Source organism: Rickettsia endosymbiont of Rhinocyllus conicus (assembly GCF_964026465.1).
GTDB lineage: Bacteria > Pseudomonadota > Alphaproteobacteria > Rickettsiales > Rickettsiaceae > Rickettsia.
The window spans coordinates 140,193-166,328 of record NZ_OZ032155.1 but is presented as its reverse complement, the minus strand read 5'-3'; the positions used below and the strand labels follow the sequence as shown (position 1 = coordinate 166,328).

Sequence of the window (26,136 nt, the reverse complement as noted above, 5' to 3'; positions counted from 1 at the left end):
ATGAGTTGGGTTATTTTTTACACCATAATTTTTGCTTTACTAGCTCTTGATTTAGGAATTATTCATAGAAAGAACGAAGTAATGAGTTTTAAACAAAGCTTACTCTTTAGCCTTTTCTATTTTACAATATCCTGCTTATTTGGCATTTATATTTATTATAATATGGGAGCAGATAGCACACGTGAATATTATACTTGTTTTCTAATTGAAAAGGCTATGTCGCTTGATAATATCTTTGTTATCTCAATTATCTTCCAATTTTTTAAGATTCCGCAAAAATATCAACATCGTGTTTTATTCTTTGGCATAATTGGCGTAATAGCTTTTAGGGCTGTAATGATTTATGGCGGGATTATGCTTATAAATAAATTCGCCTGGTTATTATATATTTTTGCCGTGATACTTATTGTTACGGGCGTAAAAACTTTTTATGTATCTCATAAAACCTTTGATATACAAAATTCTTATCTTTATAAGTCAATAATAAAATATCTAAATGTTACGTCTAACTTGGAGGGGGATAAATTCTTTGTTACACGTAATAAAAAACTATATATTACTCCTCTTTTTATCTCTTTGGTATTAATAGAGGCAATAGATTTAGTCTTTGCCATAGACAGTATACCCGCTATATTTGCTATTACTAATGATGCCTATATTATTTATACCTCAAATATTTTTGCTATTTTAGGGCTTAGAGCTTTATTCTTCTGTCTTGCAGAAATTGTTGAACGATTCAGCTATATCAAATACTCCTTAGCATTAATTTTAATATTTATTGGAATTAAAATATTTATTCATCATTATATAGCCATTCCGGCTTATATTTCTTTAACTGTTACTATTACTTTATTGCTATTGGGCATATTTGCTTCTGTAATTAGAAAAAATATAGTTGACCGCCAATAGGCTAAAGATATAATATCCTTAAAAATTTTTCCAAGATAAATATAATGATCAAATTACTACAATTATTTACTGTTGCTTTATCCATTTTTATTACTAATGCTGTTTTTGCCGAAGAAAATATAAACGAGCAAACCGGCTTTTATATAGGAGGAGAAGGCGGCGTAGTTGAACCTGTTATTAGTAAATTTCGCCATAAACATTCTAATACCGAAATTATTTTAAAAAGGGCAGGTATGTATAGCGGAAAAATAGGTTATACGATTTATCCGCAAATATCTGTTGAATTCTCGGCAACTTATCAACCTAAATATCGTCTGCATTACGTATTACCACCACAAAATTTAAGCAATGGTTTAACTATACCTAAAACTCCTGGGAATACTAAAGTATTTTCGAACATATATATGTTAAATCTTATTTATGACTTAGAAGAGATGAATGGTATTACTCCTTTCATAATAATAGGTGGTGGTATAGCTCAGGTAAAAGTTAAGCCTACCTCTTCAAAATGGGATGTTATAAATAGCGATTATTTTAAAGTAAGAAAAACACATAAAAATTGTGTTGCTTGGCAAGCAGGACTCGGAGTTTCAAAATCTCTTTCTTCAAATTTTAGTGTAGATCTAACTGCAAAATTACAAACAGTATATCGGGTGAGAATTAATTATGACACACTTGATATGAAAACAGGACAATTTTTACCCGCAAAACCTATTAAAAAAACTATAGGTGTTGGAGAATTTGGTATAGGATTTACTTATAGATTGCCATTTTAAAGATTCTGTGAAATATTTATATGGTAGCTTTGTCATTGTGAGGAGGTATTGTCGGCGTATATGGATAAATGATTTATGCAACAAAGCTTCGCTCCTCGTAATGACGCTAATTATCGCAACTGTACTAATTAATCTAACTTATAAGGAAAAAATATGTCTTCAAAAGCTAGTAATTCTTCAAATCTTCCTAATGGTCACGATAAAACAACGAAAGAAAAACATAATACGCAACCTGTTATTAATGGGGCAATAAAGCATAATACTTATGACGAAGTGCCGTATGAAAGCTATCCATACTCCTTTACTAATCCTTTTCATTTAAGCACTCTTGCGACTCTTTTCGGTGTAGATGCCCCTAATGTGGAAACCGCAAAAATATTAGAATTAGGTTGTGCTGCTGGTGGTAATTTAATTCCTCATGCTGTTCTTTATCCAAAAGCTCATTTTGTTGGTATTGATTTATCTAAAGTACAAATTGACGAAGCAAATAAAACTGTAAAAGAACTCGGACTGAAAAATATAGAATTTCATCATTGTTCTATCCTTGATATTAATGATTCTTTAAATAAGTTTGATTATATAATTTGTCATGGTGTAATGTCTTGGGTATCAAAAAACGTTAGAGATAAAATTTTTGATGTATGTAATAAAAACCTAAGCAAAAACGGTATAGCATATATCAGTTATAATACTCTACCTGGCTGGAATATGGTTCGTACAGTTAGAGATATGATGCTTTATCATTCTAATTCATTTGCAAATGTACGTGATAAAATAGCTCAATCTAGATTATTATTAGATTTTGTTAAAGATAGCTTAGAGAATTCAAAAACACCTTATGCTGAAGTATTAAAAACCGAAGCTGGATTATTATCGAAACAAACAGATCATTATTTACGTCATGATCATTTAGAAGAAGAAAATGCTCAGTTTTACTTCCATGAATTTATGGATGAAGCTAGAAAGCATAATTTACAATATTTAGCTGATTGTAACCTTTCTACTATGTATTTAGGTAATATGCCACAAAAAGTGGTAGAGCAGTTAAAAGTCGTAAATGATATAGTTAGAACTGAACAATATATGGATTTCATTACAAATCGTCGTTTTAGAGCTACTTTATTATGTCATAGTGATGTAAAAATCAACAGAAATATTAATAACGAAGACATAATGAAATTTAATATGATCTTCAATGTCGTTCCTGAAAAATCGCTTAAAGAAGTTGATCTTAATAATGCTTCTGAAAGCTTAGCATTCTTTTTGAACGGCAATAAAGATAGTAATTTAACAACTGCTTCACCCTACATGAAAGCTATTTTATATACTTTTAGTGAGCATCTTAATAACCCTCTAAGTTTTGAGAAAATAACCGAGGAAGCTAATAAAAAGCTACATGGTACTAAATTAAATGAAATAAAAGCTGAGCTTTTGGAAAACGCAATGAAGTTAGTATTACAAGGTTACATTAATATCACTACTCAGAAACATAGAGAGACACCTGAGCTTGATAAGCCTAAAACTACGAAGCTTGTGATACATCAAGCAAGCCATACTCCTTATATGTGGGTTACAAATTTAAAACATGAGCCAGTAGGGGTTAATTTCTTTGAAAAACTTGCTATTAGATATATGGATGGTAAGCATGATAAGAAAGCTATTATTGACGCAGTGATGGGTCATGTAGTAAAAGGTGAAATAAATTTAAGCAAAGACGGACAAAAGATAGAAGATCAAGAAGTAATACGTAAACAACTCGAGGTCTTATTTATGCCAATGATTGACAAGTTTGCCGCTAACGCTTTATTGGTTTAATATACAACCCGTCATTGCGAGGAGCGTAGAGAGCGACGAAGCAATCTCAGGAGTCTTTACGAGATTGCCTCCGTCATCTGCCATGCATATCTCCTCTCAATGACGAGGAAACACAATATAATAACTCATGCCTATATTTTTTTATTTATTTACAATATTAATCATAATTAGCAGTCTATGCGTTGTTTTGAGCAAAAATTCCGTATACTCAGTATTATGGTTAATTTTTGCCTTTATTAACGGCTCTGGACTTATGATATTGCTTGGTGCAGAATTTTTAGCAATGATGCTAATAGTCATATATGTCGGAGCAGTAGCAGTATTATTTTTATTTGTGATAATGATGCTGGATATGCATTTTAATAAGGCTATAATGCAGCTAAAGGAAAAGCCTATCTTAAGCATTTTTGTATCTTTGATTATGTTTGCTGATTTAGTAGTAATTATTTTACTTGGTACTAAAAATATTCATTTTAGTTCTGATTTATCGTTTGCCATAGCAAGTGATGTATCAAATACTAAAGCAATAGGAAAAATATTATATACTGATTTTATGATACCTTTCCAAATTGCGGGACTTATTTTATTTGTTGCTATGATTGGTTGTATTACGTTAACTCTTAGAAAACGTGACGGAGTAAAGCGGCAAAATATCGCAAAACAACTTTCACATAATAAAGAAAATGCTATATTAATGACAAAACCTTTTATAAACAAAGGAATTGAGAATATCAAATATGAATGAATATATAGGGCTTAACCACTATTTAATTTTGAGCAGTTTAGTTTTTACTATAGGGATGCTTGGATTATTTATGCATCGCAAAAATATTATCAATATATTAATGTCAATTGAACTAATGCTGCTTGCAGTTAATATAAATTTTGTTGCTTTCTCGGTATATATGCAAGAATTATCGGGGCAGATTTTCAGCATCATAATTCTAACTATAGCTGCTGCTGAAACTTCTATTGGTCTTGCAATATTACTAATATATTTCCGTAATAAAGGCTCGATTGAAGTCACAGATATCAATCAGATGAGGGGATAAAGATGTATCAAAGCATTGCTATAATGATTATTGTATTACCTCTTGCTTCCGCTTTAATAAACGGATTATTTGTAAGAAGAATAGATAAAAAACTAGCGTCTATAGTTGCCACATCGTTTTTATCTTTATCAGCATTATTTGCATTAATAATATTTTATCACACAGGGTTAAACGGGCATATAATCCATATAAAATTATTGTCATGGATTGAAATTAGCCAATTTAAGGTAGATTGGTCGATCTATATAGACCAGCTAACAAGCATAATGTTTATAGCTGTTACATGGGTATCTAGCGTTGTGCATATTTATTCTCTTGGTTATATGGCGGAAGATAAGGGAATAGTACGCTTCTTATCGTTCCTATCGCTGTTTACTTTCTTTATGCTAATGCTAGTATCGGCGGATAATTTCTTACAATTATTTTTTGGTTGGGAGGGAGTTGGCGTCTGCTCGTATTTACTAATTGGTTTTTGGTACTCAAAAGAATCGGCAAATAAAGCAGCTATTAAAGCTTTTATAGCAAATAGAGTCGGAGATTTTGCCTTTATTTTAGGCGTAATAACGATTATTTTTTATTGTCATTCAGCAAATTATGAGGATGTATTTTTGCTTGCTCCGAAATTAGCTAATACAAAAATATTACTAGCTAATTTTGAAATTTCTATCCTTGATATTGCCTGCTTATTGTTGTTCATCGGCTGCATGGGAAAATCGGCACAGATAGGCTTACATGTATGGCTTCCTGATGCAATGGAAGGACCTACTCCCGTATCTGCTCTTATTCACGCAGCAACTATGGTAACGGCAGGAGTGTTTTTAGTAGCACGCTGTTCATATTTGTTTGAATACAGCCCTATGGTGCTACAATTCATCACGATCATCGGCGGTATTACTTGCCTTTTTGCTGCAAGCATTGCCATTATGCAAAACGATATTAAAAAAATTATCGCCTATTCAACTTGTAGCCAGCTTGGTTATATGTTTATGGCTTGCGGAGTATCAGCATATAATAGCGGTATATTTCATTTAGTAACGCATGCCTTTTTTAAAGCCTTACTATTTTTATCAGCTGGCAGCGTTATACATGCTGTTCATGAGCAGGATATATTTAAAATGGGTGAGCTGCGAAATAAGATGCCTATAACTTATGGAAATTTTTTAATCGGTTCGCTTGCGTTAATAGGGATCTATCCGCTTGCAGGGTTTTATTCAAAAGATTCGATCTTAGAAGCGGTTTATAGCAGCGGATCATTTATGTTTATATTTGGTATATTAGCTGCAATACTTACCGCTATTTACTCAATGAAAATTATTATGTTGGTATTCCATGGCAAAACTAGACTAGAAAAAGATGTTTTCGAACACGCTCATGAACCGCCTAAAGTAATGAATAATCCCCTTACCTTATTAGTCGCAGGAAGCTTTTTCAGTGGGATGATTGGTTATTATCTGCTTTCAATGGATAAACCGAATGGTTATTTCCATGATAGTTTACTTAATTTACAAGTCTATAAGCTATTAGTTACTCATCCACCTTTGCATATTAAATTATTACCAATGATAGTGGGAATAATAGGGATTGTTATCGGCACTGTCATTCCGTGGGTTGCTAACTCCATCCAGAAAAAAAATAAAAAAGTCTGGATCCCGTGGACAAGCCACGGGATGACAACCATATCTAAAATATTAATCAATAAATACTATTTTGATGAGCTATATAATTTCTTAATAGTAAAACCTATTAACTGCTTGGCTTGTTTATTTTATTCTGGTGATCAAAAAATAATTGATCGTTTTGGTCCTAATGGCTTTGCAAGGAGTGTTAATTGTTTTAGTATTTTAACCGGTAAAACCCAAACTGGATATATTTTTAATTATACTTTATATGTAGTGTTGTTTGTTGTTGTAACAATTAGTTACTTTGTTTGGTTAGTTGCCGTGTAGTGTCATTCCCGCTTAAGGTTTGCCCACGTGGATCATTTTCCCCTGTCATCCCGTGATTTATTCACGGGATCCAGTTAAAAATACTAATAAAAAATGCTATGCATTTTACTGGATTGCTTCGTCGAAACTTTCAGTTTCTTCTCGCAATGACGAAAAACTTATAAAATCTTAAAAAAATGTTAGAATTACCAATCATATCAATTACTATTTTCTTGCCGCTAATAAGTGTGCTATATATTTTGCTATTCATTAGTCAAAGCAAAAAGCCCGACAAACAAATACATACAATGTATGTTGCGGTGCTGAGTAGTGTTTTAACATTCATCTCAACTATATATATATTAATAGAATTTGATTCTTCAAACCCTGCTTATCAATTTGTTGAACGATATAGCTGGCTTGATAAAATTGGGCTTGAATTTCATGTAGGTATTGATGGTATATCAATATTTTTCGTAAGCTTAACTTCCTTTCTTACTCTTATTTGCATTATTGGGAGCTTATTTACTGTTAAAAAATATATCAAAGAATATTTGGTATGTTTTTTATTAATGGAATCCTTTTGTATAGGGGCATTTACCTCAATAAATTTATTATTATTCTACTTATTTTTCGAAGTAATATTAGTACCAATGTATATTATTATCGGAGTATGGGGCGGTGAGAATAGAATATATGCGGCTGTTAAATTCTTCTTATATACTTTCTTTGGTTCGGTATTTTTCTTATTATCGATAATATATATTTATAGTAAGATTCACAGCTTTGATTTAAGCAATATTGGCGAATTTACTAATAATTTCCCTTTGCATGTGCAGCAAATTTTATGGTGGGCTATTTTTATTGCCTTTGCCATCAAAATTCCTATGATTACGTTTCACACATGGTTACCGGATGCTCACGTACAAGCACCTACTAGCGGTTCGGTTATTCTTGCTGGTATCTTACTAAAACTTGGTGGCTATGGTTTTTTAAGGGTATTACTGCCACTTCTACCTAATGCATCGCAAGAATTTGCGATTTACGTAATTTGGCTTAGTGTTATTGCTATAATATATGCCTCCCTTGTCGCCTTAGCTCAAAAAGATATGAAGAAAATGATTGCCTATTCGTCTATTGCCCATATGGGTTATGTTACTATAGGTATTTTTAGCTTCACTGATAGCGGAGTTAGCGGGGCATTATTCCAAATGTTAAGCCATGGTATAATTTCTTCCTGCTTATTCCTAATAGTCGGCACTTTATATGAAAGGTTACATACTAAAGAGATAGCTAAATATGGTGGTGTTGCAAGTAAAATGCCGGTGCTTGCAACGTTTTTTATGATTGCAATGCTTGGCTCTGTCGGTTTGCCAGGAACTAGCGGATTTATTGGTGAATTTTTAAGCCTGCTTGGAATTTATAAGGCAAGTGTGATGGCAACTTTCCTAGCAGCTCTCGGTATAATTCTTGGTGCTGTTTACATGCTGAAGCTATATAAAGAAGTTATGCTAGGCGAAATTACTAATAAAGAAATCATTAATTTCAGAGATTTATATAGTTACGAAATAATCTCAATTGCCCCTTTAATAGTACTAATTATTTATTTCGGTCTAATGCCAAGTTCTATTTTAAATGTATTTCATTTGTCAGTAGAGAATTTGTTAGTTAAATTTTTCTAGTTGATTATAAAAGATTCAAGTGTTACTCTAATTATAGAACTTAAAATTGAGGTCTATATGAAAAACAGAATAAAAAAAACAGTTAAAGACGTAAATGAGAAGCTAGATGATGCAAGTAGAGCAGTTGGTCAAGAGGTCAATAAAGCAACAGGGATAGATGTAAGCCATGTTGTCAATCCTGAAGCATCGGACCATAAAGAAGCTTTAAGAAATGCTCGTGAAAAATTAGGAATGGGTAACAACCAAGAAAATCAGGATAATACAGAACTTGCTGGGGCTGATGCTGAACTAAACTCATGAAATTAAAATCTGGTATATTATCTACAATTTTCTCTAAATTATTTACAGGAGAAGAAATGGCAAATGAAAAATTGCCATCTTCTGCTGATAATGTAACTGATATAAATGTTGGAAGCCAAGCTTTAGAAACTAAGTTAGATGACAACCCTAATCATGATATAGTATTATTAGAGCTATACTAAAATGCTATCATTTCACCAATTAAAATTTAATATATATCAAAAACAATTATTTGATAATTTAAGTATTACTTTTTTAGATTCTGCTATTACTTATATAAAAGGAGCTAATGGTTGTGGTAAAACTTCGCTATTACGTATGGTAGCGGGCATTATGCAGCCAAGTAACGGTAATATTTTCTATAGAAATCTTAATATTAACAATATTTCTAAACCTTACTGTACTTATATTGGTCATAATTTAGGTCTAAAGCTTGAGATGACTGTTTTTGAAAATCTAAAATTTTGGTCAGAGATTTATAATTCAGTAGAAACTCTAGATGCTGCTATTCATTATTTTAAATTATATGATTTATTAGATGAAAAATGCTATACTTTATCCAGTGGATTGCAGAAAGTTGTAGCTTTAGCAAGGCTTATTGCTTGCCAGTCGGATCTATGGTTGCTTGATGAAGTTGAAACCAATTTAAGTAAAGAAAATAGAGATTTACTAAATAACTTAATTGTCATGAAAGCAAATAGTGGTGGTATTGTACTTCTATCCTCTCACACCGAAAATCATATTAAATCAGCACAAATATTACAACTTACTTGAAGTATTAAATGAAATACTATAAAGTCAAAAAGTTCATAACTTCTTATTTATAGGAGTATACTCGTTTTATTTGAAAAATTGGCGGCGTTACTTTTTGCTTATAATCCTCACGTACTAGTATGTACGCTGCGGTTATAAGCTTCAAAGTGCCTTGCTCTTTTCCAAATAAAACTTCATCTACTAATTATTCATTTATTAGAGGTATATATTATGCAAGTAATAAAAGCTTTAGAACAGGTTTTAGCAGATAGCTATGCCTTATATTTCAAAACACAAAATTATCATTGGAATGTTAAAGGGGCTGAATTTAGAAGCCTGCATTTATTATTCAAAGGGCAATATGAAGATTTGGCAGAAAGTCTAGATGAGTTAGCTGAACGAATAAGAACTTTAGATGCTAAAGTTCCGGCATTATCAAACTTAATAAAACTAGCATCTATAAGTGAGCCAAACCCTAATGCTTCTGCAAATGAAATGCTAAAAAGCCTTGTAAAAGATCAAGATATTATAATAGATACTTTATATAAAGGTTTAAAAATCGCACAAGCAGAAGGTGATGAAGGGACCGCCGATATGATTATTGGACGGATTAAAGTGCACGAGAAAAATAGATGGTTCTTAAAAAGTAGTATAGCCTAATGTCATCCCTATTTCCGTCATTGCGAGCCACTGAAAGTGGCGTGGCAATCTCAGGAATATAGTACTGTTTTATGAGATTGCCACGTCGAGGCTTTGCCTCTCCTCGCAATGACGTTAATGCCTGTGACACCAAGTAACCAAAATAAACCAACCAACAAAATAAGAACAACATGGAACAGTATGATATAGCCGTGATAGGTGGTGGACCTGGCGGATATGTTGCTGCAATTAGAGCAGCACAATTAAAGAAAAAAGTTGTATTAATAGAGAAAGAGCATTTAGGTGGAGTGTGTCTTAATTGGGGATGTATTCCGACAAAATACCTACTTAAATCTGCTGAAGTGTTTGAGTATATAAAACATGCTAAAGATTATGGCGTTGATGCAGGTTCTGCTAAAATTGATATTAAGAAGATCGTTGAGCGTTCTAGAGAAATCTCAAATAAGTTAGCTGGCGGCGTTAAGATGCTACTTAAGAAAAATAAAGTTACTGTTATAGATGGAGTAGCAAAGCTTGAAGCAAATAAGGTAATAAATATTAATGATAACCTTAAAATAAAAGTAGATAATATTATTATCGCTACCGGAGCAAGAGCTAGAGTTTTAAAAGGATTCGAGCCAGATGGTAAACAAATTTGGACTTCAAAGGAAGCTATGATACCGCAGCATGTGCCAAAATCTATGATTATTGTAGGTTCAGGTGTAATTGGTATAGAATTCGCCTCATTTTATAATGCTATCGGGGTGGATGTTACAGTAATTGAAGCACATAGCAAAATATTACCGGTGGAAGATATAGAGATTTCAAACCTTGCCCATAAAAGCTTTGAGAAAAAAGGTATAAAAATTATTACAAATGCTAAGCTGATTAAGCAAACAAAATCGAAAGATGGTTTAGAAGTCGAGCTAGAGATAGCTGGTAAAACACAAAAATTACAAGCTGAAATTCTGCTTATGGCAGTAGGTATTGTAGCAAATACTGAAAATCTAGGGCTAGAGAAGACAAAAGTTAAAGTAGAAAATGGTTATATAGTTGCTAATGGCTTGATGCAAACAGCAGAATCAGGGATTTACGCAATAGGTGACGTAGCAGGTGCACCTTGTTTAGCACATAAAGCAAGCCATGAGGGAATTATTGCAGCGGAAAACATTGCAGGCTTAAAGCCTCATGCTATCAATAAGCACAATATCCCTGGCTGCACTTATTCTTCACCGCAAATAGCAAGTGTCGGTTTGACGGAAGAAGCTGCAAAAGCCTTAGGCTATGAACTAAAAATCGGTAGGTTTCCTTTTATGGCGAATGGTAAAGCCCTAGTTGGCGGTGACGCTGAAGGGTTGATCAAAACTATATTTGATGCTAAGACCGGTGAGTTACTTGGGGCACATATGATAGGCTCAGAAGTTACTGAATTAATACAAGGATATGTAGTTTCAAAGAATTTAGAGGGAACAGAGCTAGATTTAATTAATACCATATTCCCGCATCCGACTTTATCGGAAATGATGCACGAATCGGTGCTAGCTGCTTACGATAGGGCAATACATATTTAATTATGCTTTATGATAATATTACCTTTACTAAGTATTTTTGGGCTAGCGGGATTTTTTGCTAATATATTTAAAACGAGATTTACGTTTTTTTGCCTATAGTAACTACTATATTGGTAGCAATCTTAACTTTATGCTCTGTAACGGGAATATTATATTATGCCACTTGCTTAATAACTATTATAGGTATAGTAGCTCTTATATATGATTTATATAAATTTGCTGAATTAAGATCAAACATTCTTCAGTATAAAATAGAGCTTTGCGTTTTAACGGCTATTACTTTTAGTTATTATCTCTTTTTGCATACTACTTATCTAAATATATGGGATGATTTGGCTTTTTGGGCAGTATACACTAAAGAATTGATAAGCTATAACGATATATTCCCACAAAATAGTTTAACCTCTATTTTACCTTCACATATACATTATCCACGGGGTCCAAGTATATTTCATTATTTTATGTTATACTTCCCCGGCTATTCCGAAAATGATTTATTGTTAAGTCATTTTATTTTACAGATGCTATTCTTAGCACCATTAATGGCAAATAAATATTTTGTATAAACTATTTTATTAGTATCACTAGTTTTACTCTTTCCTGTTCAAGAAAGTTTTGTACTGCGAGCAATTTATAATGATGGTTTAATAGCATTTATTTTTTCGTCAGTATTAGTTATTTTCATATTGGAAGATAATAAATATAAAGCATTATTAATGGTAATGCCTATTTTATTATTTATGCCGTTATTTAGAGAAGTAGGTTTATGGTTGTCGTGGTTTGCTTCTATAATGATTTTTTGTAATTTGTTAGTAGATGATAATGAAAAATTAAAGTCCTTGAGTGTAAAAATTGGGGTATTAATAATATTATTAATTTTACCATTTTTAACAAATTATCTTTGGTTTATGTATGTTGAATCTCACGTAGCTCTAGGAAGAGAGCCGCATTCTCTAGATCAATTTGTAAAATAGTTTCTTCATTATTTAATAAGGAAGCAAAAACTATTAATATAATATCCTCTTATGTTAATATTGTCTTTAAAGCATTAGGAAAAAAATCATTTTTATGTATTTATGGTATTTTGTTGTTTACTGGAATTAGCATACATAAATATAAACCTCAATATTTAAAAAGTTTCTTAATTTTAGTAATTACTGCCATTTTATGCTTTATTGTATTTTTATTTTTAGCTTGGAGACTATATTTATATATAGTAATGGCAAATATGATATACTCCACACCTAGTGGAATTGATTTAGGTTGTGTTAAAAGATATGCAAGTAGCTATGGGGTAATTTTTATGGCGATCAGCTGTGCTTATCTTAAAAAAACGTTATTTTATAAAGAGTTAAGTGCATTTAGTAGACATAAAATAACAAAAATTTTAATTACTGCTGTGGTAATAATTTTTACAGTATATGTAGTAAGTTCTTTATTAGTACTTTTGTGGAAGATGCCTAAGCTAAGTGCTCAATCTGAGAATCAATTATCATTAAAATCTCAAACTCCGATTGTTTATGAGTTATTATCAAAAGATTTTCAAGTTGATTTTGACTTTGATAATAATTATTCTACAACAGAGAAGACTTTTATATGTTATAAGTTAGCATATTTTCTTACTCCTTATTTCAATAATGAAATGCGTTCAAAATGTGTTAGCCAGCCTAAGCCGGATGCGAATTACGTAAGTGAGGTTAAGAAGAACCAAATAGAATCTAATATAGATATACAAGAGCTTTTAGAAAATTCTAAAAAATATCAATGTAATATAAAATATTATCCGATATATAATAATATAAATATAAAATGTGCAAAGTATTAAGCTATGAATAAAGATATTTTAACTCAGAATTATGCAGCTGCGTTATTTGATAATGCTAAATCTGATAATACTCAAGATAAGATACTTGAAGAAATTAATCTAGTGACTAGCATTATTGAAGATAATATAGAGGTTAAAGAGCTGTTATCTTCCCCTATAGTAAATAAAGTTGATAAAATTGGCGTGATTAATTCGCTAGTAAAAAATATTAAAATCAGCAAAATAATGCAAAATTTCTTATTATTATTGATAAAAAATTCCCGTACTTCTATCTTAGCAGATATAGCAAACACATATAGTAAATTATTATATGAAAGCAAGAATATTAAAATAGTGCAAGTAATTTCTGCAAGTAAATTGCAGCCAAAAGAACAAGAATGGGTTAAATCGAATATAGAACAAGAGTTAAAGCAAGAAGTAAAAATAAATTTTGAAATAGACTCTACCATTATGGGAGGAATCGTAATTAAATATGATAGTATATTGCAAGATTGTTCGATAAAAGGTAGTTTAGATAAGATAGCTAGGACCTTGAAAAAAGTTAAGATCGCTGCATGAATAAAAAACGTCATTGCGAGGAGATGCAACGCATCGACGTGGCAATCTCATGAAACAGTATCTGACTCCTGAGATTGCTTCGTCGAAACTTTCAGTTTCTTCTCGCAATGACGTGAATAATTAAAAAAACTTAAACCATATGAAATTAAAACCTATTGAAGTAGCTGACATATTACAAAAAGAGATAGCAAATATCAATTGTTTAAGCGAGCTTGAAGAAGTAGGGCAAGTAATAAATGTTGGTGATGGTATAGCAAAAATTTATGGTCTTGCAAATGTGCAATCCGGTGAAGTAGTGGAATTTGAATCAGGTGTTAAAGGACTGGTTTTAAATTTAGAGAATGATAGCGTTGGTGCTGTGATTATGGGTGAGGATAATCAGGTACAGCAAGGTGATAAAGTAAAAAGAACCAAAGAGGTGCTAGAAGTACCAGTAGGAACTGCTTTGCTTGGTCGTGTCGTTGATGCACTTGGTAACCCTATTGATGGTAAAGGTGATATTAAGAGCAAAGAATATCGCCATATTGAAATGAAAGCTCCTGGTATAATCGATAGAACAAGCGTTAGTGAGCCTGTACAAACCGGTATAAAGGCTATTGATTCATTAATTCCGATAGGAAGAGGACAAAGAGAATTAATAATAGGTGATAGACAAACTGGAAAAACAGCAATAGCTATCGATACTATTATTAACCAAAAGCAAGCTCATTCACTAAAAAATGAGAAAGATAAAATTTATTGTATTTATGTAGCAATAGGGCAAAAAAGATCAAGCGTTGCCCAGATAGTAAAAAAACTAGAAGATGCTGGGGCAATGGATTATACAATCATTGTTTCGGCTACTGCTTCGGAAGCTGCTGCATTACAATTTGTTGCTCCTTATGCTGCTTGTAGTATGGGTGAGTATTTCCGTGATAACGGCAAGCATGCACTTATTATTTATGATGATTTAAGTAAACATGCTGTCGCATACCGACAAATATCATTATTACTTAGAAGACCGCCCGGACGTGAAGCATATCCTGGTGACGTATTTTACTTGCATTCAAGATTACTTGAGCGTGCTGCTAAAATGTCTGAGGAGAAAGGCGGCGGTTCACTTACGGCACTTCCTATAATCGAAACCCAAGCAGGTGACGTATCTGCTTATATTCCAACAAACGTTATTTCTATTACTGACGGTCAAATTTTCTTAGAAAGCGAGCTGTTTTATAAAGGTATAAGACCGGCTGTTAATGTCGGGATTTCGGTAAGCCGTGTTGGTTCTGCTGCACAAATAAAAGCTATGAAGCAGGTTGCAGGCTTGATAAAGCTTGAATTAGCCCAGTTTAGAGAACTTGAGTCTTTTTCACAATTTGGTTCAGATTTAGATTCTGCCACTAAAACACAAATCGAACATGGTAAGAGACTCGTTGAGATATTAAAACAAGCACAATATCATCCTTTTTCAGTCGAAGAGCAGATAATAAGTATTTATGCTGGAACTAAAAAATATTTAATTAATATACCTATAGAAAGAATTAAGGAATTTGAAGAAAAAATGCTTAGTGAGATAAAGCAGAATCAAAAAGATATTTTAGAGTCAATAAAAAGTGAAAAGCGTATCACTGAAGAAAATGAACAGAAATTAAAAACATTTTTAGAGAATTTCGTTAAGGACTTTGTCAAGGTAGATTAGAGTTGTTGTTTTTGTGTAGGGGAAAAATCGTCATTGCGAGGAGCATAGCGACGTGGCAATCTTAGGAATTTTATACTACTTCATGAGATTGCTTCGTCGAAACTTACAGCTTCTCCTCGCAATGACATAAAAATATTAAAATATTTATGTCAAATTTAAAACAGCTAAGAACTAGAATAAAAAGCGTTAAATCTACGCAGAAGATTACTAAGGCAATGCAATTAGTTTCAGCTTCTAAATTGACAAAAATAAAAAATCAAATAGCTCATTCAAATTTTTATGTTGAAGCTATTAGTAAAATGATGTCTACTGTATTATCCGCTGATATTTATGACTTTCCTATAGAAGCACAAAAATTTTTCAATACAGAGACCAATAAAGCAAATTTGCTAATAGTTATGACGTCTGAGCGTGGTTTGTGCGGAACGTTTAATTATATGATAATTAAACAAGTAAAAAGTGATATTGAAAACTTAAAAAGTAAAGGCGAAAAAATCAAGCTTATTATTATCGGGAAAAAAGGTTATGAGGCATTAAAAAAGTCTTATGAAAGTTATATTGATAGTTATTTTGACTTGCCAAAAAACCATGATGAAAATCTAATGTTGCAAATAAAGCAAAAGATTATGGCATTAGTAACAAGTTTAGAAGTAAGTAATTGTACTATTTATTTCAATAAATTTAAAAATGCTATGACTCAAATAATGACGAAGCAGCAAATCTTACCAATAGAGAAATATCATGATGATTCAAAGATAGAGGGAGCTAACGATATTTATGAGTATGAGGGAGAAAATCTAATTTCCAATTTGATTAATTTATATGTTAATTCACAAATAAATTATGCACTGCTACAAAATAGAGCAAGTGAAGAAGGCTCAAGAATGACTGCTATGGAAAATGCTACAAATAACGCTCATGATATAATTAATAAATTGGTATTAAAGTTAAATAGGTCAAGACAAGCAATTATTACTACGGAATTGATAGAGATAATAGCGGGTTCCGAAGCGGTTTGACTAACTGTCACCGTCATTGCGAGCGACTGTAAGGAGCGTGGCAATCTCATGAAGTAGTATATAAAATTCCTGAGATTGCCTCCGCCCTCTGCTATGCATATCCTCGCAATGACAAAATAACAACATTATCTTAACAAAAGAAAAAATAATGAAAAAAAATATCGGGAAAATTACTCAAATTATTTCAGCGGTAGTTGACGTAAAATTTACCAATAAAGGTAAATTACCGCCGATTTTAAATGTCCTTGAGTGCTATAACGATAAGCAAAGAATAGTACTAGAGATAGCTCAGCATATAGGTGATGATACAGTGCGTTGTATCGCTATGGACTCCACGGAGGGGTTAGTGCGAGGTATGGAAGTAGTAGACACTGGTAGCCCAATTAGTATTCCGGTAGGAATCGAAACGTTAGGACGAATTATGAATGTCGTAGGCGAACCGATTGACGGCAAAGGAAAGATTAAAGGCTCAAGCATTTCGTCTATATATAAATCTGCACCAAGCTTTACTCAGCAATCAACTGATCGTAATATATTAGTAACTGGCATTAAAGTTGTTGATTTACTTGCCCCTTATACTAAAGGCGGTAAGATAGGGCTGTTTGGTGGTGCGGGGGTTGGTAAAACCGTGCTTATAATGGAACTGATTAATAATGTTGCGAAAGCACACGGTGGCTATACCGTATTTGCTGGAGTTGGTGAGAGAACTAGAGAGGGTAACGATCTTTATCATGAAATGATTGATTCAGGAGTTATTAATCTTGAAGAGCCAGAAAAATCAAAAGTAGCTTTAGTTTATGGGCAAATGAACGAACCACCAGGTGCAAGAGCAAGGGTTGCATTAACGGGGCTTACTGTTGCGGAGAGTTTTAGAGATATGAACGAGGGGCAAGATGTTCTGTTTTTCGTCGATAATATATTCCGTTTTACGCAAGCAGGTTCAGAGGTATCAGCATTACTTGGCAGAATTCCGTCAGCAGTAGGTTATCAGCCGACTCTTGCAACCGATATGGGTGAATTACAAGAGCGTATCACCTCGACTAAGAACGGCTCAATAACCTCCGTGCAAGCTATATACGTACCGGCAGACGACTTAACCGATCCTGCTCCGGCAACGTCTTTCGCACATTTAGATGCCACAACAGTACTTAGCCGTCAGATAGCAGAGCTTGGAATTTATCCGGCAGTTGACCCTCTAGATAGTACTTCGCAGGTGCTTGATCCGATGATTGTTGGGGAAGAGCATTATAATGTAGCAAGAAAGGTGCAGCAAATATTGCAAACTTATAAATCTCTACAAGATATTATCGCTATCCTAGGTATGGATGAGTTATCTGAAGAAGATAAACTAACAGTATCACGTGCAAGAAAAATACAGCGTTTCTTGTCGCAACCTTTCCATGTAGCTGAAGTATTTACTGGAGCTGAGGGGAAGTTTGTTAATTTAGCCGATACTATAGCAGGCTTTAAAGGACTCACAGAAGGTAAATATGATGATTTACCGGAAGCAGCTTTTTATATGGTTGGGACTATAGAGGAAGCAGTGGAGAAGGCTAAGACACTAAAATAAATTGTTATCCCACGTGGACCTCAAAGTATTTTCGGTGTCATCCCGTGGCGGCATTGCCAGCGTGGATCGAAAAACGCCCTAAGGTAGTCATCCCGTGGCTTGACCACGGGATCCAGAAAATAATAAAAATACTAATTTTATTAGTATTTTTAACTGGCTCTAGTTCATAAATCACGGGATGACAGGAAACAAAGTTCAGTCATAATGACGAAAAATTATATTATCATATGAGCGAAACAATTAACGTTAAAATTATTACGCCTTTAAATATCGTTTTTGAAGAGCAGGCTAAAATGGTAACGCTTCCAGGTGAAGAGGGTGAGTTTGGTGTATTGCAGGGTCATGCTCCGATGATTGTTAGCTTAAAAGCTGGATTAGTACAAGTTTACATAGATGATATGCACAAGCCGAAAATTACTTATCTTATTGCTAATGGTGTAACTGCTGAAGTAACAGGAAGTTATATTAACATAGCTACAGAAACGGCTATTAACGTTACCGGTTTAAGTGAAGCGGAAATAGAAAATAAACTCACTGCTCTTCAAAAATCTATATAAATATCTCCCACATCGGCATTAATTTGTTTTAAAAATCTACGTTTTGGGGTAAGGTTAAGTATAAGCTATCATCTAGCTAACTTGATCGCGGGATCTTAGAATACAGTCTGTGACACAAGACCCCGCAGGTACAAGCCACGAGGGGCGTTGTTGCGTAGATCGGTTTTACCCTGTCATTGCGAGGAAATTACAAAGTAATTGACGAAGCAATCCAGTTAAAAAATGCTAATTTATAGCATTTTTTATTATTTTCTCTGGATTGCCACGCTCATTTCATTCGCTCGCAATGACAACTCTCGATCTACGCAACAATGCCTCCACGGGGTGGTATCATAACGAATATCAAACGAGGAAAATATGCAAAAGATGCATAATGCAGAATATCTTAAAGAATTATCAGTTAATAATATCTCATATAAAATTTACGACATAAATAAAGCTGCAAGCGATATCGATTTGCCTTTAAAAAAACTGCCCTATAGTTTGAGAGTATTGTTTGAGAATGTGCTACGTACCGGTTCAAAACAAAACTTACTGGTATTCAAAGAATGGCTAAAGAATAAAAAATCTGATGCGGAAATAGATTTTATGCCGACAAGGGTTTTGATGCAGGATTTTACAGGTGTGCCGGCTATAGTTGATCTTGCTGCTATGCGTGATGCGATGAAGAAGATAGGTGGTGATCCGCTAAAAATCAATCCGCTTATCCCTGTTGATTTAGTTATAGATCACTCAGTTAGTGTTGATTCTTATGCGTCGGGTAGCTCATTTGACAAAAATGTAGCAATGGAAATGAAACGCAATATAGAGCGTTATCAGTTTCTGAAGTGGGGACAGCAAGCATTTAATAATTTCAAGGTAGTTCCGCCGGGTACTGGTATTTGCCATCAGGTAAATTTAGAGTATTTGGCAAAAGTCGTGTGGCATAGTAATGGTGTGGCTTATCCTGATAGTTTGGTTGGTACAGATAGCCATACAACCATGGTGAATGGGTTATCGGTACTTGGTTGGGGTGTTGGCGGTATAGAAGCAGAAGCCGCAATGCTTGGACAGCCGCTTACTATGATTCTGCCGGAAGTAATCGGCGTAAAGCTAACAGGTAAGTTAACAGGTACTGCTACTGCCACCGATTTAGTCTTAAAGATTACTGAAATGCTACGGAAGAAAAAAGTAGTAGGTAAGTTTGTTGAGTTTTATGGCGAAGGGCTTAGAGCTATGACAATTGCCGATCGTGCTACCATTTCTAATATGGCACCTGAATATGGTGCTACTTGTGGTTTTTTCCCGATTGATCAGGAAACTATCAAATATTTAGAGCTGACAGGTAGAGATAAAGAGCAAATCAAATTAGTAGAAGAATATGCCAAAGCTCAAGATTTATGGTGCAATTTTGACCATGTAGCAGAATATACTGATATTTTAGAGCTGGATTTATCTGAAGTAACAAGTTCGCTAGCAGGTCCAAGACGTCCGCAAGATCGTGTAAATTTAGGTGATGTAGCAAGTGGTTTTAAGAAAGAGTTGCCGACTTTTTCTTCAAATAATATAAGTATTGATACAAAACATGCTGTAGCAAATCAGAATTACGAAATTGGTAATGGTGATGTGGTGATTGCAGCGATTACTAGCTGTACTAATACCTCTAACCCTTCTGTGATGATTGGGGCAGCTTTGCTTGCTAAAAAAGCGATAGGGCAGGGATTAAAGGTTAAGCCTTGGGTTAAAACTTCGCTTGCTCCTGGCTCGAAAGTTGTAACAGAATATTTAAAAAGCAGCGGACTTAATCAATATTTAGATCAATTAGGATTTAATTTGGTCGGTTATGGCTGTACTACTTGCATTGGTAATTCAGGACCTTTAAACCCAGAAATAGAAGATACAATCAACAAAAACGGCTTAGTCGTTGCTTCTGTTTTATCAGGCAATAGAAATTTCGAAGGGCGAATTAACCCGCTTACTAAAGCTAGCTATCTTGCTTCGCCTATTTTAGTTGTAGCATATGCTCTTAGCGGTAGCCTTAATACTGATCTAACAAATCAACCATTAGGAAAAAATGATAAAGGCAGAGATGTTTATTTAAAGGATATTTGGCCAAGTAAAGAAGAGATAGATAAGGTCATTGCAAATTCTATTAATTCATCTATGTTTGTAGAAAAATATTCCGATATATTTAGCGGAACAAAAGAATGGCAAAGCTTAGAGATAACTAGTAGCTCTAATTATGCTTGGGATAAAAGCAGTACTTATATTAACAATCCGCCTTATTTTGAAAATATAGGCAGTAAAAATAGTATAAAAGATATTAAATCGGCACGAATTTTAGCAATTTTTGGTGATTCTATTACTACCGATCATATTTCACCTGCGGGAAGTATAAGTAAAACTAGCCCTGCTGCTAAATATTTAATGGATCATCAAATATCACCTATTGATTTTAATTCTTACGGATCACGCAGAGGAAACCATGAAGTGATGATGCGTGGTACTTTTGCCAATATTCGCATAAAAAATGAAATGTGCAAAGGAGTAGAGGGCGGTTTTACTATAAACCAGCTAAAAAATATGCAGCAAACTATTTATGATGCAGCAATGGATTATAAAGCAAATGGTGTATCTGCGGTAATTTTTGCCGGCAAAGAATATGGTAGTGGTTCATCAAGAGACTGGGCAGCAAAAGGTCCGCAGTTGCTTGGTGTTAAAGCTGTTATTGCTGAAAGTTTTGAGCGAATACATCGTTCAAATTTAGTCGGTATGGGAGTATTACCGCTAATTTTTACAAATAATATGACTCGTTTTGATTTAAAATTAGATGGATCAGAATCTATTGATATTATAGGTTTAAACGAACATATAAAACCTTATAATCCGGTTAAATGTATTATAAAAAAACAGAATGGCGAAACGCAAACTATTGATTTAATATTGCAAATATTTACAGATAATGAGATAAATTATATAAAGCATGGCAGTATTATGCATTTTGTGGTAGAGAATTTAAAGTAATATGCAAAGATATTTAGACCCAACAAATGATGTAGCTTTTAAAAAGCTGTTTACGGATAAAGCAAGGTTAATCAGCTTTCTCAATAATATTATGCGGTTGCCGGAAGAGTTAAGAATTATTGACCTTGAATATATTTCAAATGAACAAGTGCCGGATTTAGGACAGAATAAAAGGAGTATTGTTGACGTTAAAGTAAAAGATAATTCTGGCAATATTTATATTGTTGAGATGCAGAATGGTTATGCTGATGCTTTTTTAGCAAGGGTACAATTTTATGGTTGTGTAGTGTTTTCTTCACAATTAAAAATAGGAAAAGAATATGCTGACCTTGCCCCTGTAGTTATGGTAGTAATTACTTCCGGATTTCAGGCATTACCTGAAGAAAAAGAATGTATTAGTTATCATCAAACTATTTGGTAGGAATCAACTTAAATGTTTATCTTATGTATTTGTGGAGCTTGATAAGTTTACAAAAGAAGCGAACGAGCTTGAGACGATTGGCTATATATGATGGCTAAATTTGATAAAGCTAAAGAGCCGCCAAAGCATACCAAGGATGAGATAGTATTGTCAGCCTATAAGACTATTGAGCAATTTAATTGGAGTGAAGCAGAATATGACAATTATATTAAAGCGATGCTTGCTGCTCAAACAGAGGAATTAAACCAGAAAAGTAAGTTTAGAGAAGGAAAAGAAGAAGGTAAAATAGAGATAGCAAAAGAAATGTTACAAGATAATGAGCCTATAGAAAAAATCATTAAATATACTAAGCTTTCAAAAGAAGAAATAGAAAAGTTGAAATTAGAAATAGAGAAATAAAAGGTAAAAATATGGATAAACAACTTAAGGAATATACCGAAAGCGGTAAAAAAAATTTAATTGTAGTGTATATATTATATTTATGCGGAATAGTAGCACCGATATTGCCTTTAATAGGTGTGTTTTTTGCATATCTCAACAAGGATAAAGGCAATAATTTTGCCACTAGTCATTATATATTCTTATTCCGTACTTTCTGCCTTAGTGTTCTCGGATGGATCGTATGTTTTATATTTACGTTTATTGTTATTGGCGTAGTGTTATATTTTATTTTAGCTGTTTGGTATATATTGCGTGTTGCTATCGGCTTTAAATATATGATAGAAGATCAGGCATATCCAAATCCTATGACTTACTGGATAAAATAATTGTAGCGGTATTGCAACAATTTATGAAATGAACACCTCAGTAAAATTTACTAAAAAGTGGTGATTTAAAAAATTTATAATTTCAAATCAAGTGAAGAACCGCTTCAAACTTGATTTGTACAATTTTTAAAACAATAAGAATGATAAAACTTACGATAGATGGTCAAGAAATAGAAGTATCAGAAGGTACTACGGTTTATCAAGCTTGCACAAAAGCCGGTAAAGAAATCCCACATTTTTGTTATCATGAGCGTTTAAAAATTGCTGGTAATTGCCGTATGTGCTTGGTTGAAATGGAAAAATCACCAAAGCCGATAGCTTCTTGTGCAATGCCTGTAGGCAACGGTATGGTTATTCATACTGATACGCCAATGGTGAAAAAAGCCCGTGAAGGGGTGATGGAGTTTTTGCTTGTTAATCACCCTCTTGATTGTCCTATTTGTGATCAAGGCGGAGAGTGTGATCTGCAAGATCAGGCTTTTAGATATGGTAAAGGCACTAATAGATTTCACGAAAATAAACGCTCTATTAAAGATAAATATATGGGTCCGCTGATTAAAACAGCGATGACCAGATGTATACAATGTACTAGATGTATTAGATTCGCCAATGATATAGCAGGAATAGAAGAAATGGGGGCTATCCATCGTGGTGAGCATATGGAAGTTACTTCTTATTTAGAGCAAACTTTGGATTCTGAAATTTCCGGCAATATGATAGATATTTGTCCTGTCGGAGCTCTTAACTCCAAACCTTATGCCTTTAAAGCTCGTAAGTGGGAGCTAAGACATACTGCTAGTATTGGCGTGCATGATGCAGAAGGTTCGAATATCCGCATTGATAGTAGGGGTGACGAAGTGATGCGAGTATTACCAAGAGTCAATGAGGAAATTAACGAAGAATGGCTCTCAGATAAAAATCGTTTTAGCTATGATGGCTTAAAATATCAGCGTTTAGATCAGCCTTATATTAGAAAAAATGGTAAATTAGTCTCTGCAAGCTTCAATGAAGCTTTAAAAGCAATAGCTGATAAAATTAAATCTATTAAGCCAGAAAAAATTACTGTTTTCGCTGGGACTCTTGCTTCCGTTGAAGCAATGTTTATGCTTAAAACTTTCTTGCAAAAAATCGGTTGTAATAATTATAGCGTTAATCAGTTTAACTATAAATTAGATACTACGCAGCGAGGAAATTACTTATTTAATACAACTATTGCAGGGCTTGAAAAAGCCGATTTATGCTTGTTAATCGGAGCAAATCCAAGGCAGATAGCACCAGTTTTAAATAGTAGAATAGGCGGAAGAGTTCGAGTAGGTTCGTTGAAAGTAGTAAGAATAGGAGAGGGGCATAACCAAACCTATAAAATTCAGGATTTAGGAAGCGATCTCAAGATACTTGAGGAGCTAGCTTTAGATGAGCATAAATTTGCAAAAGAATTAAAAGCAGCAAAATATCCGATGATTATAGTAGGTGATGGTGTTTATGGGCGAGATGACGGATATGCTATATTATCGCTAATCCATAAAATGGTCGATAAATATAATATCACGCGGGATGATTGGAAAGGCTTTAATATACTTCATAATCACGCATCGATGGTTGGTGGGCTTGATATCGGTTTTAATACTGAATCTACTAAACTGGAAGAGATAGAACTTGCTTATTTGCTTGGAGCAGATGAAGTTAATTTTGATAAGCTTAAATCAGCTTTTATAGTGTATCAAGGGCATCATGGGGATATTGGTGCTACGAAAGCCGATGTTATTTTACCATCAGCTGCTTATACTGAGCAGAGTGGAATTTACGTAAATCTAGAGGGTAGACCGCAAATAGCAGAAAAAGCAGTATCACCTGTAGGGAAAGCTAAAGAAGATATAGCGATAATTAAGGAGCTGGCTGATTATTTGCAAGTGGATATTAGGGCAAGTAATTTACAGGAAGTACGAACAAAGCTTGCTGAAGAATATCCCGTATTTGCTGATATCGGTAAAATTATAGAGAATAAGTTTGCTAAATTTAGTTCTAAAGATAAATTATCAAAAGAGCCTATAACTTCTAGACCTATTAATTATTACATGACTGACGTTATTAGTAAGAATTCTGTAACCATGGCAAGATGCGTAAAGGCTAAGCAGAAAAGGGATGAGGAGGCAGCGTGAAGACTTGAACCGTCATTGCGAACGAGCGAAGCGAGTGTGGCAATCTCAGGAATATATACTACCTCATAAGATTGCCGCGTCGTTGCTACGCATCTCCTCGCAATGACGATTGTATGACAATTAAATAACATTATGACAGAACTCTTTTTTGAATATATTTTTCCGTTAATTATAATCGCTTTAAAGGTGGTGGCGATTACTATACCATTAATATTATGCGTTGCGTATTTAACATATGCTGAGCGTCGTGTAATCGGGCTTATGCAGCTTAGAAAGGGTCCTAATGTTGTTGGACCATTTGGGCTTTTGCAGCCTATAGCAGATGCGGTAAAGCTATTATTTAAAGAGCCGATCATTCCGACTAACGCCGATAAAATATTATTTGTCCTAGCACCGATGATAACCTTTATATTAAGCTTAATCGGTTGGGCAGTTATACCTTTTGCAAAAGGCGTAGTTCTTGCCGATATTAATGTCGGAGTCTTATATATTCTTGCTATTTCTTCCTTAAGTGTTTACGGCATTATTATTGCCGGCTGGGCTAGCAACTCAAAATATGCATTTCTTGGAGCTATACGCTCATCGGCACAAATGATTTCTTATGAAGTATCGATGGGGCTTGTTATTATTACTGTGCTACTTGCTACCGGTACTCTGAACTTAAGCCAAATTATTGAAGCACAGAGAACTATGCCGTGGTGGATTGATTTAATGCTAATGCCGATGGGGGTGGTATTTTTTATCTCAGTACTTGCTGAAACAAACAGATTGCCTTTTGATTTACCGGAAGCAGAATCAGAGCTAGTTGCCGGTTATAATGTCGAATATTCCTCTATGGGTTTTGCTTTATTTTTCCTAGGTGAGTATGCTAATATGATATTAGTTAGTGCAATGACTACCACTTTCTTTTTAGGGGGGTATTTACCGCCATTTAATATATCATGGTTAGATTGTGTCCCAGGTTTCTTTTGGTTTGTTTTTAAAGTTGGATTTTTGCTATTTTGCTTTTTATGGATTAGGGCAACGCTGCCACGATATCGTTATGATCAGTTAATGCGTTTAGGCTGGAAAGTATTTCTACCGCTAACTTTATTTTGGGTAGTGCTGGTGTCGAGTGTATTAATTTATACTGATAATTTGCCGGGTATTTAACAGTT

The 26,136-nt window shown here is 33.8% G+C and carries 26 protein-coding genes; all 26 read left to right on the top strand.

The genetic code is table 11. The annotated features are described in order from the left end of the window. The 26 genes from AAGD54_RS00855 to nuoH all read left to right on the top strand — a co-directional run bounded on the left by AAGD54_RS00855 (position 1) and on the right by nuoH (position 26,131). Positions 1-909: a TerC/Alx family metal homeostasis membrane protein gene (locus AAGD54_RS00855; RefSeq protein ID WP_341788658.1), complete on the top strand. Its 909-nt coding sequence runs from the start codon at positions 1-3 to the stop codon at positions 907-909. A 44-nt stretch (positions 910-953) separates the two neighbouring features. After that, positions 954-1,685 carry a porin family protein gene (locus tag AAGD54_RS00850; protein ID WP_341794762.1) on the top strand — a complete coding sequence of 244 codons (732 nt, stop codon included), beginning with the start codon at positions 954-956 and terminating at the stop codon, positions 1,683-1,685. 153 nt (positions 1,686-1,838) lie between these two features. Beyond that, positions 1,839-3,500 (top strand): class I SAM-dependent methyltransferase, encoded by a 1,662-nt coding sequence (locus AAGD54_RS00845; protein ID WP_341794761.1) that lies wholly within the window; start codon positions 1,839-1,841, stop codon positions 3,498-3,500. A 127-nt stretch (positions 3,501-3,627) separates the two neighbouring features. After that, positions 3,628-4,245, top strand: a complete 618-nt coding sequence (locus tag AAGD54_RS00840; protein WP_341788661.1) for an NADH-quinone oxidoreductase subunit J — start codon at positions 3,628-3,630, stop codon at positions 4,243-4,245. Then, positions 4,238-4,552, top strand: coding sequence for an NADH-quinone oxidoreductase subunit NuoK (gene nuoK, locus AAGD54_RS00835; protein WP_016948103.1), 315 nt, complete (start codon positions 4,238-4,240; stop codon positions 4,550-4,552). The genes AAGD54_RS00840 and nuoK overlap by 8 nt, the downstream gene beginning before the upstream one ends. A gap of 2 nt (positions 4,553-4,554) precedes the next feature. Further along, the gene (nuoL, locus tag AAGD54_RS00830) at positions 4,555-6,498 is read left to right on the top strand and encodes an NADH-quinone oxidoreductase subunit L (RefSeq protein ID WP_341794760.1); all 1,944 of its coding nucleotides are present in this window, start codon (positions 4,555-4,557) and stop codon (positions 6,496-6,498) included. Positions 6,499-6,674: 176 nt separating this feature from the next. Continuing rightward, positions 6,675-8,159: an NADH-quinone oxidoreductase subunit M gene (locus AAGD54_RS00825; protein WP_341794759.1), complete on the top strand. Its 1,485-nt coding sequence runs from the start codon at positions 6,675-6,677 to the stop codon at positions 8,157-8,159. A gap of 57 nt (positions 8,160-8,216) precedes the next feature. Next, positions 8,217-8,459 carry a hypothetical protein gene (locus AAGD54_RS00820; RefSeq protein WP_341788664.1) on the top strand — a complete coding sequence of 81 codons (243 nt, stop codon included), beginning with the start codon at positions 8,217-8,219 and terminating at the stop codon, positions 8,457-8,459. Then, on the top strand, positions 8,456-8,641 hold the full coding sequence (locus AAGD54_RS00815; RefSeq protein WP_341794758.1) for a hypothetical protein: 186 nt from the start codon (positions 8,456-8,458) through the stop codon (positions 8,639-8,641). Before AAGD54_RS00820 ends, AAGD54_RS00815 begins: the two co-directional genes overlap by 4 nt. Position 8,642: 1 nt before the next feature. Further along, positions 8,643-9,233, top strand: a complete 591-nt coding sequence (gene ccmA / locus AAGD54_RS00810) for a heme ABC exporter ATP-binding protein CcmA (RefSeq protein ID WP_341788666.1) — start codon at positions 8,643-8,645, stop codon at positions 9,231-9,233. A gap of 210 nt (positions 9,234-9,443) precedes the next feature. Further along, positions 9,444-9,872, top strand: a complete 429-nt coding sequence (locus tag AAGD54_RS00805; RefSeq protein ID WP_341794757.1) for a Dps family protein — start codon at positions 9,444-9,446, stop codon at positions 9,870-9,872. A 170-nt stretch (positions 9,873-10,042) separates the two neighbouring features. After that, positions 10,043-11,422, top strand: a complete 1,380-nt coding sequence (lpdA, locus tag AAGD54_RS00800) for a dihydrolipoyl dehydrogenase (RefSeq protein WP_341794756.1) — start codon at positions 10,043-10,045, stop codon at positions 11,420-11,422. 89 nt (positions 11,423-11,511) lie between these two features. Next, positions 11,512-11,988, top strand: a complete 477-nt coding sequence (locus AAGD54_RS00795) for a hypothetical protein (protein WP_341794755.1) — start codon at positions 11,512-11,514, stop codon at positions 11,986-11,988. Between the two features lie 120 nt (positions 11,989-12,108). Beyond that, positions 12,109-12,396, top strand: a complete 288-nt coding sequence (locus AAGD54_RS00790; RefSeq protein ID WP_341794754.1) for a hypothetical protein — start codon at positions 12,109-12,111, stop codon at positions 12,394-12,396. Positions 12,397-12,650: 254 nt separating this feature from the next. After that, positions 12,651-13,247: a hypothetical protein gene (locus tag AAGD54_RS00785; protein ID WP_341794753.1), complete on the top strand. Its 597-nt coding sequence runs from the start codon at positions 12,651-12,653 to the stop codon at positions 13,245-13,247. Between the two features lie 3 nt (positions 13,248-13,250). After that, positions 13,251-13,805, top strand: coding sequence for an ATP synthase F1 subunit delta (gene atpH / locus AAGD54_RS00780; protein ID WP_341788671.1), 555 nt, complete (start codon positions 13,251-13,253; stop codon positions 13,803-13,805). A gap of 139 nt (positions 13,806-13,944) precedes the next feature. Next, positions 13,945-15,483, top strand: a complete 1,539-nt coding sequence (gene atpA, locus AAGD54_RS00775; protein WP_341794752.1) for a F0F1 ATP synthase subunit alpha — start codon at positions 13,945-13,947, stop codon at positions 15,481-15,483. A gap of 146 nt (positions 15,484-15,629) precedes the next feature. Then, on the top strand, positions 15,630-16,502 hold the full coding sequence (gene atpG / locus AAGD54_RS00770) for an ATP synthase F1 subunit gamma (protein WP_341788673.1): 873 nt from the start codon (positions 15,630-15,632) through the stop codon (positions 16,500-16,502). 148 nt (positions 16,503-16,650) lie between these two features. Continuing rightward, positions 16,651-18,072, top strand: a complete 1,422-nt coding sequence (gene atpD / locus AAGD54_RS00765; protein WP_341788674.1) for a F0F1 ATP synthase subunit beta — start codon at positions 16,651-16,653, stop codon at positions 18,070-18,072. A 227-nt stretch (positions 18,073-18,299) separates the two neighbouring features. Beyond that, entirely contained in the window at positions 18,300-18,629 is a 330-nt protein-coding gene (locus AAGD54_RS00760; protein ID WP_341788675.1) for a F0F1 ATP synthase subunit epsilon, read from the top strand. A gap of 357 nt (positions 18,630-18,986) precedes the next feature. Continuing rightward, positions 18,987-21,632, top strand: a complete 2,646-nt coding sequence (acnA, locus tag AAGD54_RS00755) for an aconitate hydratase AcnA (RefSeq protein ID WP_341794751.1) — start codon at positions 18,987-18,989, stop codon at positions 21,630-21,632. Position 21,633: 1 nt separating this feature from the next. Continuing rightward, positions 21,634-22,053 carry an Rpn family recombination-promoting nuclease/putative transposase gene (locus AAGD54_RS00750; RefSeq protein ID WP_341794750.1) on the top strand — a complete coding sequence of 140 codons (420 nt, stop codon included), beginning with the start codon at positions 21,634-21,636 and terminating at the stop codon, positions 22,051-22,053. An 87-nt stretch (positions 22,054-22,140) separates the two neighbouring features. Then, positions 22,141-22,452: a hypothetical protein gene (locus tag AAGD54_RS00745; protein ID WP_341794749.1), complete on the top strand. Its 312-nt coding sequence runs from the start codon at positions 22,141-22,143 to the stop codon at positions 22,450-22,452. An 11-nt stretch (positions 22,453-22,463) separates the two neighbouring features. Then, entirely contained in the window at positions 22,464-22,820 is a 357-nt protein-coding gene (locus AAGD54_RS00740; protein ID WP_011476796.1) for a DUF4870 family protein, read from the top strand. 140 nt (positions 22,821-22,960) lie between these two features. Beyond that, positions 22,961-24,979 (top strand): NADH-quinone oxidoreductase subunit NuoG, encoded by a 2,019-nt coding sequence (nuoG, locus tag AAGD54_RS00735; RefSeq protein ID WP_341794748.1) that lies wholly within the window; start codon positions 22,961-22,963, stop codon positions 24,977-24,979. A gap of 132 nt (positions 24,980-25,111) precedes the next feature. Continuing rightward, positions 25,112-26,131 carry an NADH-quinone oxidoreductase subunit NuoH gene (gene nuoH / locus AAGD54_RS00730; protein WP_341788679.1) on the top strand — a complete coding sequence of 340 codons (1,020 nt, stop codon included), beginning with the start codon at positions 25,112-25,114 and terminating at the stop codon, positions 26,129-26,131. The last annotated feature ends 5 nt before the right edge of the window (positions 26,132-26,136 follow it).

What these genes read in the sequence shown, in the direction of transcription:
- AAGD54_RS00855 (WP_341788658.1), top strand. Translation starts at nt 1, where the DNA reads ATGAGTTGGGTTATTTTTTACACCATAATTTTTGCTTTACTAGCTCTT.
- AAGD54_RS00850 (WP_341794762.1), top strand. Translation starts at nt 954, where the DNA reads ATGATCAAATTACTACAATTATTTACTGTTGCTTTATCCATTTTTATT.
- AAGD54_RS00845 (WP_341794761.1), top strand. Translation starts at nt 1,839, where the DNA reads ATGTCTTCAAAAGCTAGTAATTCTTCAAATCTTCCTAATGGTCACGAT.
- AAGD54_RS00840 (WP_341788661.1), top strand. Translation starts at nt 3,628, where the DNA reads ATGCCTATATTTTTTTATTTATTTACAATATTAATCATAATTAGCAGT.
- nuoK (WP_016948103.1), top strand. Translation starts at nt 4,238, where the DNA reads ATGAATGAATATATAGGGCTTAACCACTATTTAATTTTGAGCAGTTTA.
- nuoL (WP_341794760.1), top strand. Translation starts at nt 4,555, where the DNA reads ATGTATCAAAGCATTGCTATAATGATTATTGTATTACCTCTTGCTTCC.
- AAGD54_RS00825 (WP_341794759.1), top strand. Translation starts at nt 6,675, where the DNA reads ATGTTAGAATTACCAATCATATCAATTACTATTTTCTTGCCGCTAATA.
- AAGD54_RS00820 (WP_341788664.1), top strand. Translation starts at nt 8,217, where the DNA reads ATGAAAAACAGAATAAAAAAAACAGTTAAAGACGTAAATGAGAAGCTA.
- AAGD54_RS00815 (WP_341794758.1), top strand. Translation starts at nt 8,456, where the DNA reads ATGAAATTAAAATCTGGTATATTATCTACAATTTTCTCTAAATTATTT.
- ccmA (WP_341788666.1), top strand. Translation starts at nt 8,643, where the DNA reads ATGCTATCATTTCACCAATTAAAATTTAATATATATCAAAAACAATTA.
- AAGD54_RS00805 (WP_341794757.1), top strand. Translation starts at nt 9,444, where the DNA reads ATGCAAGTAATAAAAGCTTTAGAACAGGTTTTAGCAGATAGCTATGCC.
- lpdA (WP_341794756.1), top strand. Translation starts at nt 10,043, where the DNA reads ATGGAACAGTATGATATAGCCGTGATAGGTGGTGGACCTGGCGGATAT.
- AAGD54_RS00785 (WP_341794753.1), top strand. Translation starts at nt 12,651, where the DNA reads ATGATATACTCCACACCTAGTGGAATTGATTTAGGTTGTGTTAAAAGA.
- atpH (WP_341788671.1), top strand. Translation starts at nt 13,251, where the DNA reads ATGAATAAAGATATTTTAACTCAGAATTATGCAGCTGCGTTATTTGAT.
- atpA (WP_341794752.1), top strand. Translation starts at nt 13,945, where the DNA reads ATGAAATTAAAACCTATTGAAGTAGCTGACATATTACAAAAAGAGATA.
- atpG (WP_341788673.1), top strand. Translation starts at nt 15,630, where the DNA reads ATGTCAAATTTAAAACAGCTAAGAACTAGAATAAAAAGCGTTAAATCT.
- atpD (WP_341788674.1), top strand. Translation starts at nt 16,651, where the DNA reads ATGAAAAAAAATATCGGGAAAATTACTCAAATTATTTCAGCGGTAGTT.
- AAGD54_RS00760 (WP_341788675.1), top strand. Translation starts at nt 18,300, where the DNA reads ATGAGCGAAACAATTAACGTTAAAATTATTACGCCTTTAAATATCGTT.
- acnA (WP_341794751.1), top strand. Translation starts at nt 18,987, where the DNA reads ATGCAAAAGATGCATAATGCAGAATATCTTAAAGAATTATCAGTTAAT.
- AAGD54_RS00750 (WP_341794750.1), top strand. Translation starts at nt 21,634, where the DNA reads ATGCAAAGATATTTAGACCCAACAAATGATGTAGCTTTTAAAAAGCTG.
- AAGD54_RS00745 (WP_341794749.1), top strand. Translation starts at nt 22,141, where the DNA reads ATGATGGCTAAATTTGATAAAGCTAAAGAGCCGCCAAAGCATACCAAG.
- AAGD54_RS00740 (WP_011476796.1), top strand. Translation starts at nt 22,464, where the DNA reads ATGGATAAACAACTTAAGGAATATACCGAAAGCGGTAAAAAAAATTTA.
- nuoG (WP_341794748.1), top strand. Translation starts at nt 22,961, where the DNA reads ATGATAAAACTTACGATAGATGGTCAAGAAATAGAAGTATCAGAAGGT.
- nuoH (WP_341788679.1), top strand. Translation starts at nt 25,112, where the DNA reads ATGACAGAACTCTTTTTTGAATATATTTTTCCGTTAATTATAATCGCT.